5 protein-coding genes are annotated in these 7,296 nt (G+C 52.2%); all 5 read right to left on the reverse strand.

Translation table 11 applies throughout. The features are described from left to right. Window positions 1–86 precede the first annotated feature (86 nt). Window positions 87–1,754: an alkaline phosphatase family protein gene (locus LKK83_RS22480; RefSeq protein ID WP_324633601.1), complete on the reverse strand. Its 1,668-nt coding sequence runs from the start codon at window positions 1,752–1,754 to the stop codon at window positions 87–89. A gap of 580 nt (window positions 1,755–2,334) precedes the next feature. After that, complete coding sequence (locus LKK83_RS22485; protein ID WP_324633602.1) at window positions 2,335–5,076, reverse strand: hybrid sensor histidine kinase/response regulator; 2,742 nt, start codon at window positions 5,074–5,076, stop codon at window positions 2,335–2,337. 11 nt (window positions 5,077–5,087) lie between these two features. Beyond that, the gene (locus tag LKK83_RS22490) at window positions 5,088–5,606 is read right to left on the reverse strand and encodes a chemotaxis protein CheW (RefSeq protein ID WP_324633603.1); all 519 of its coding nucleotides are present in this window, start codon (window positions 5,604–5,606) and stop codon (window positions 5,088–5,090) included. A 79-nt stretch (window positions 5,607–5,685) separates the two neighbouring features. Further along, on the reverse strand, window positions 5,686–6,879 hold the full coding sequence (locus tag LKK83_RS22495) for a response regulator (protein WP_324633605.1): 1,194 nt from the start codon (window positions 6,877–6,879) through the stop codon (window positions 5,686–5,688). Between the two features lie 188 nt (window positions 6,880–7,067). Further along, window positions 7,068–7,202 (reverse strand): hypothetical protein, encoded by a 135-nt coding sequence (locus tag LKK83_RS22500; RefSeq protein WP_324633606.1) that lies wholly within the window; start codon window positions 7,200–7,202, stop codon window positions 7,068–7,070. Window positions 7,203–7,296: the final 94 nt, after the last annotated feature.

Genomic DNA, 7,296 nt, shown 5'->3' on the forward strand with positions numbered 1-7,296 from the left:
AGGGTACGGAGGAGGAAAAATGATACCAAGTCCGCCGCAGCGAACTTGGTAAAGATGAGGGTAAGCTGATGTTGCGCTATTTTACCTTATCCCACCACCGCCGAAGTTTGAATTTTCAGCATCGGTTGACCTTCAAAATCCGGCGGGATCGGGGCATCTAATAAATGTAACATCGTGGGGGCTAAATCCAACGAATGACCGGCTGGAATTGTCGAATCCGCTTCGATTCCCGGCCCTTTCGCCACCATAAACCCATCCGAACGGTGAGAACCGGTGCGGTTAAACGGAACCGGGCCGATGCGTCCGATATCGGGACTCTCCACCACATCTGTGGCCGATTTATCTTGCCAGATGACCACCAAATCGGCATCGGGAAGCTTCGGATCCGAGTCGGTGGGGTTTTCCCGGGTACGGATGATATCCTTCACCATCGGTTCGCCGGTGCGCGCATCCACCATTTGCGAGAGTTTGGCGATCGTCTCGTCACAGACGGCGTGATAGTCTGCGGGATCGACAATGCCGTGGGGTTCGCGTCCCTTCAGGTTTATCCGGATATATCCTTCAGAAAAACTCGGCAGGGCAAACGCTTTCATCTGCGGCCAAAACGGCTGATACCACGCCGCACTCTGGTAGTATAGCGGATTGGAGTTTTCCCGCATCTCAAAGGGCGAAACAAGCTCCATTTCTTCCGAAGTGCCGAATATCGGTTCGATGACTTCAAACACCTTGCGGGGAAGCTGTCGGCGCAAAAAGCCTTTAACCGGATTTTGCTCGTGCTTCATACTCCATACCGTTCCCATCCAACCGCGCTTTGCGCGTCCTTTCGTCACTGGCGGACCGGGGGGTTCATTCACGTTAGCGCGCGCGAGTCCGTATTTGCCCGGGAAGTTCAAGCGGAACATAAACTCCGGGAGAAATACCATGCTGGGTAGATCCATGTTGTTAAAATCCATCCCATGCGCCGCAAACACCGCCACGCGCGCGTTTTCCGGCGCTTCCGAGACAATTTCCCCGATCGCCTCATCGATCGCTTCAAAGGTTTCTAGCATCGGATCCCCCGATCCGCGATCGGCAAACAAGGGATAAAGCGGATGATTGGGCTGACTCAAATGCCAAAATACATGTCCGGCGCTGTGGGTTTCGCCAAAAATCGTCAAGAAGAAATCCCAATCTTCTCCCTCGAGCAAATCCTTGCAAATTTCGCCCCGACGCGCGATTCCCACCTTCATATTTTCCTTTAGCTCTTCGAGCGCTTTCACATCCATCACGCAGGCAAAATCTTTCAGCAATGTAGGATGTTCCCCATGCTTTTCGATGGTTTCTTGCAGGAAAAATTCCGGCTTGGAATGAGTCGGCGTTTGCGGAGAATGCGCCCCCCAGGCTAATGCTTGGACGCCATTTACTCCGGAAGCCAAAGGCGCTTGCGGCATGTCAAAAACCGCCACGCGATAGTCATCCCCCAAGGCATAAAATGGTTGATGTTCGGCAAAATCGTGGGATTGGACGTTCTCCACCTCGTAGGTGCCTTCTTTCAGTTTTAACGGTGCCCAATAGCCCGTTTCCTGCGGCGATCGCCCGGTCAGAAATGTAGTCCAAGGGGTTTCGGCGCGATAGTAATCAAAGGTTCTCAGCCTTCCGTAAGCTCCCTCATCGCGCAAGCGACGCAGGTTTTTCAAATGTCCTTGGGACATCCATTCTTCGATGATTTTCGGGTCGGCAGCATCCAGTCCAATTGCAATCACAGGATGTGTCATAGTTTCTCCTTGGTTTACAAAAAAATACAGATACCCCATGTCACCAATTGCCAGATTTTTGAGTGACAGTTTTATGGGGGTTAAAATGATTGGCTTTGCTCGATTTTACTTGAGTTTTATTTAGAGAAAAATTGCGTTTTTTTGAGCTATGCCATAGGTGTTAGTTTGGCGCGATAACCCGTTCTAGTTGGTCACGAGTTAGTCGCTCGCTTCGCCTGACAAGCTTCATCAATCCCTCAGTTATTTATTCCCTTTACCCATCCCTGAAGGCAGAGCGATCGCCTCTTGACGGTGGAGGGTTTTAAAGAGTAAAAAAAGGCAATTGGTTGGGGAAGTCTGCTAAAGTTAGGGATTATTTTTCTCCTTGCAAAGCTTTCTATCGTTATACTAAAGCCATAGGGAAGTCCGCGTCATATATCTAAAGACGGAATTGAAACGCGATCGCCAAAGGTTATCGTTCCTGACGGGCATCTTTCCCGGGCAGCAGGGTATCTGTCATATATCTAGAGAGTGAAATTTCTGGGGATCGCCTCTGTCCACAGCGGGAGTTTTCGCCGGGGAGTGGGCGCGCAATATGTGCTTAAGCGACCTGCAAGCGATCGCCCGGAATTGGCAAGGGTGGGGAATTGGAATCGCCCCGGGCGAGAATTGCCGCGATCGCTTGCACTAAGCGATCGCCCTGAAACGGTTTGGTCAAATAGGCGGTTGCGCCCAAACACCTTGCCCGGTGTAAGTGTTGTGGCGTAGCGCGGGAGGTCAGCATGGCGATCGCAATCTCGCGCCACTGCGGGCGATCGCGAATGCACTCGAGCAACCCAAACCCGTCCAAATTGGGCATTTCCAGATCCGAGAGTACCAGATCGAAGCGGGAGTGCGATCGCTGCAATTGTGCCAACGCCTCCCTACCGTCGCGACAGAGAACCACCGCAAACCCCGCCTGAGACAGCAATTTTTCCAGCGATCGACGCACGGCGATCGAATCATCCACCACCAACACCTGCGCTCGTGCGGGCACTTGTGCGATCGGCGCGGGGGTTTCCTCCGGAGGAAGAATCTCCTCCAAATGTTGCAACGCCAAAATCGGCACCACCGCTCCGCTTCCCAACACCGTACAACCCGCCACGTAGGGCGGTGCGCTCACGGTCATTTCCAGGGGTTTGAGAACCACCTGACGTTGCTCCAAGATTGCATCTACTGCGATCGCCACAGTGCGATGTTTCCCCTCCACCACCAACGCCTCCCTCGGCACAACGTTCCCCTCTGCGTCATCCCGATTGTAGCGTCCGTAGGGCAGCAACCCCGACAGGGAAAACAACGGCAGAGCGTGCTTTTCCCACTCCACCTTCCCCGCCGATACCTGTGTCGGCGAGAGGGAGATGCAAGCGCGCACCTGCTGGGTTTCAACGGCCAAAATGCGCTGCTGACACTGGCACAGATACGCCGATACCCGACTCGGCGTCAGGGGAATGCGAAGGGTAAATTTTGTGCCGCCCCCCACTTCGCTTTCCACCTCCAAGGTGCCGCGCAGTCGCGCACAAGCGTGCTGTACGATATCCAATCCTACCCCGCGCCCGGATAAATCGGTGACTTTGGTGGCGGTGGAAAACCCGGGGGCGAACAAAAATTGGAAGATTTCGCCGGTACTCAGTTGGCTGAATTCCGGCGTGTCTGAGGAAATTAGGTTGCGTTCCAAGGCGCGATCGTACACTTTCTGCGGATCGATCCCGCGCCCATTATCAGCAATGGCGATCGTCAGTTGCGACCCTTCCACCGTGGCGGATAAAATAATTTTCGCCACCTCCGATTTGCCTTGCACTTTTCGTTCCACCGGTAACTCGATACCGTGATCGAAGGCATTGCGGAATAAATGGGTGAGGGGGGTTTGTAATTGTTCCAAAATCGCCCGATCGACCAGGGTATCATTCCCGCGCACTACTAATTCGACTTGTTTGTGATACTGTTGTTGTAGGGTTTGCAAGGGGGCGGCAAACCGTTGGGCGATTTCCCCAAAGGGTACCAGTCGCGAGTCGGTAAGGTCCTGGTTGAGCTGTTCGAGGGAAGCGTGCAATTGCCCTAACAGGGCGTTAAATTCCCGGGAAATTAACTTGACATCGGTGCGGGTTTCTGCTACGCGGACGGTGAGTTCCGGGAAGGAGTCCCGGGTATTGGCCCGATCGCCGTTAGGGGCGATCGCCATTAGCTGTTCGATGCGATTCTCCAGACTCTGACTGGCGCGATCGAGCTGCTGTTGATAAAATGCCAGTCGCTCGGATTTTATCAGCAATTCCCCCACGGTGTTGCTCATCCGATTCACTCTCCACGCCGGCACCCGCAGGTTCAAATTCGCCGGATTCCCCGCCGCTTGCGGGTTGAGGATGATATATTTTAAAAATCGCTCCGGAATCGCAGCAGATCTCGGTTTCGAGTCGGGGGTTGTCGCTTCGGATTTCTGCGACCCTGGGGCGGTGGCGGGGGTGGGTTTCGGTTTCGGGGTTAGCAGTTCGGTTTTCAGTTGTCGGATCTCGGCGATCGCCTGCTGTGCTACTTCTTCTACTGAGGTGTTCTTGGTGGTGACTCGGGCGGCGAATTCCCTGGCCCGTTGATTTAAGCGGTTTAAGTTCAGGGTTTGTCCGAGTAACTGGCATTCTTCTAAAAATAGGGTGAAACTCTTGCGTAACGGCGCATCTTGTGGTATTTTATTGTCGTTATAAAGATGCAGCGATCGCTCTAACCTTTGCAGGCAGTCCTCTAAATCTACCTCTAAGGCAGTTTTGACAAACGGATTCAGGGGTTCGCCACAGGCGTCGGACTCGGATCCGAGGTTTTGCTGGCGCGCTTGTGTGCCTTCACTCTCCTCCGGGCGCGGCGCGGGCAAGTCTTCCACGAATCGCTCTAAACTCTGGATAAAGTTATCTAATCTCTGGCGCGCGGTTGGGGAAGGTTCCTGATTATTTAACGCATTTAAAATCAGATCGCTAATCAGATCGGCACTGAGGGAGAGCAATTCGTGGGCGGCGGACAAATTGCCTACCCGCCCTTGTTGCAGGGCGATGAGTAATTCTTCCAGTTTGTGCGCTAGATGACTGACCTCGAGCAATCCCGCCATCCCCGCCCCGCCTTTCAGGGAGTGGGCGGCGCGGATGGTTTCGGCATATTCCGCCGAGGGGTTATGGCTGTTTCCCTCCTGTTCTCGGATCTGGGCGATCCCTTGCTCGAGGGCGAGCAAACACTCGGGTGCTTCTTCATAAACGAAGCAATGGCGAGCATCTTCGGCGATGGATGCTAAGCGATCGGGATCGAGAACCGGGTTGTAAGCAGTCATGTTAGGTTATGCTATTGCGGGTTTAAAGCGTGGAAAAACGCGGGGATATCCAGCACTCCGAGGGGGAACATCCGGGGTGAGTTGGGGGGGTTCACCCATGCGACTTGGGAGATAAGGGAGGCGATCGCCGGTGCCCACTGGGGCGGAATGGGTTGAAATTCATCCGGGTTCACTGACAAGGTGCCTCGGAATGCCCCGATCGCTATCCCTACTTGGCGCACCAATGGCGGGCGATCGTCCCCCTGGCGCTTCTCCTCTCTGGGTGAATTGCAAAGAATTCCCACGGTTAATTCATCCCCATGACTGCGCGCAATCGCGGAAAGTCCCAAGATATCGCTGAGAAAATCCGCTAATTCTACCACCCACAGCAGCTTTCCCCCGCGATCGATGACGCCCAATACCCCATCGGGAACTCCCGGAATCGGACAAATCTCTGCCCAAGCAATGGCGATCGTCTCTTCCACATATTCCATCGGCACTGCTAAATTTACGGTGGCGCTCAGTTCCAAATGCGCGTACTCCTGCTGCATTCTCTCTTCTCCCTCGATTGAGAATTCAGAATTGAGAATTGCGAAACTCTTTCCTTCTTCATTCTCCCTGCGCTCCCGATTAATAGCTATATGCCAACTTGGGCGAGACCATTGGTTCGCGGGTTTCTTTGGGTTTGGCGGTTAACTGCGCCTCGATAATGGTTAACAGTTGCGCCGCATCAAAAGGTTTGGTGACGTAATCGTTTGCACCTACCATGCGCGATCGCATTTTATCGATTAAACCATCTCGTCCCGTTAGCATCACAATCGGCACCGTTTCTAGCATACTCGATTGTTTCAGCATCCGACAAAGCTCGTACCCGTTGATTTGCGGCATATTAATATCCATCAGCACCAACGCCGGTTTATTTCTGGCTAACGTGGTCAGCGCTTTCGCCGGATCGGTTAAGCCTAAATACCGATACCCCATCGTTTCTAAAATCGCCTTAATTTGCCGTTGGGTGGTTTTACTATCATCAATGCAGGCAATAATCGGCCCGTTTTTTGGATTTTGAGTCTGCTTGTAAGGATTCACCCCCACCGCACCTTCTCGCACCAACGGCTGCAGTAAAGTTGCCAGGGAAAGGGTATCGGTTTTTAACTGGTGGGCCGCTTCATACAGGCAGGGATTTTGCTGCAGCACTTTCACCAGGGCTTTGATAAATTCAATATCCTTCACATTTTGCCACAGCAGTTTGGGTATTGGCTCTAGATTTTTTACAAAAAGTCTTTGAAACGGCGAGGCAATTTCTGGTCTGAGTTTTCCCCATTTGCCAATAAATCCGCGCATGGGCAAAATGGTCTGCTTCAAAGGAACGGAAAGCAAAATCGGATCGAGTCCCACCAATTTCTCGAATTGCAGTTCGGCTTGCGGCAAGTTCACCAATTGGACTAACGCTTCTTGGGTGAGGGTAAATAACAGCTTGCGCGCCTCTTGCAGGGAGATTTGTTTGGTTTTCCAGTAGTGACAAATGACTTGATAATCGCTTTTAAACGCCTCGCGGGATAAGGACTCGAGTTGGGGATGCAACCTGGATAAATGATACTGTAGGCGTTCTTGCTGTCCCATTACACTACTGGCAAAATGCACCTTACCCTTGCCAAAATACACTCGCCAATACACCGAGTGGTCTTGGGGATCGCGAACGGTGAGGCGTCCGGAAAGTTGCTTGTTGACGATTTGTTGTAGGGCTTTTGTTGGCGATGCAATACGCGGAGGGGATGCAGGGCGTGCAGTGTCTCGGGTAGAAGATTTTGTTTTCGTGGCAATCATCTTTATTCCTCTCTGTTGTCCGGTTCGGTAAATGTTTGAACTGATTTCGGATTGGCTGTTTTTGACTGTGGGTTACTTGGGAAATTAAAAGCCTTGATTTATCATTTTATCTTAACAATTGAGGCTAATTCGATCTGGATTTACCAGGTTAAATATAAGGGATAATCTCCAGGATGTTGTATCTAAATTTACGTCATTTCGGGATTTATCACTGGATTGCGATAGGTTAATAATAAACGAGGCTTCGGTGTTAGGGCTTCCGCCATTTGGCTGAATTTACGCCCCTTGCCCACCCGGTGCAAGGCAGCGATCGCAATTTGCATCGGGGCATCAACGATGGTTCATGGCTACCAAACTTAGATAAGTCTGGTCTTCTGGTCAGGTGAGCTTGGGAAAATAAAGTCTTACCAAGCCCCT

Origin of the sequence: Phormidium sp. CCY1219 (genome assembly GCF_035615515.1) — a bacterium.
GTDB lineage: Bacteria > Cyanobacteriota > Cyanobacteriia > Cyanobacteriales > Laspinemataceae > CCY1219.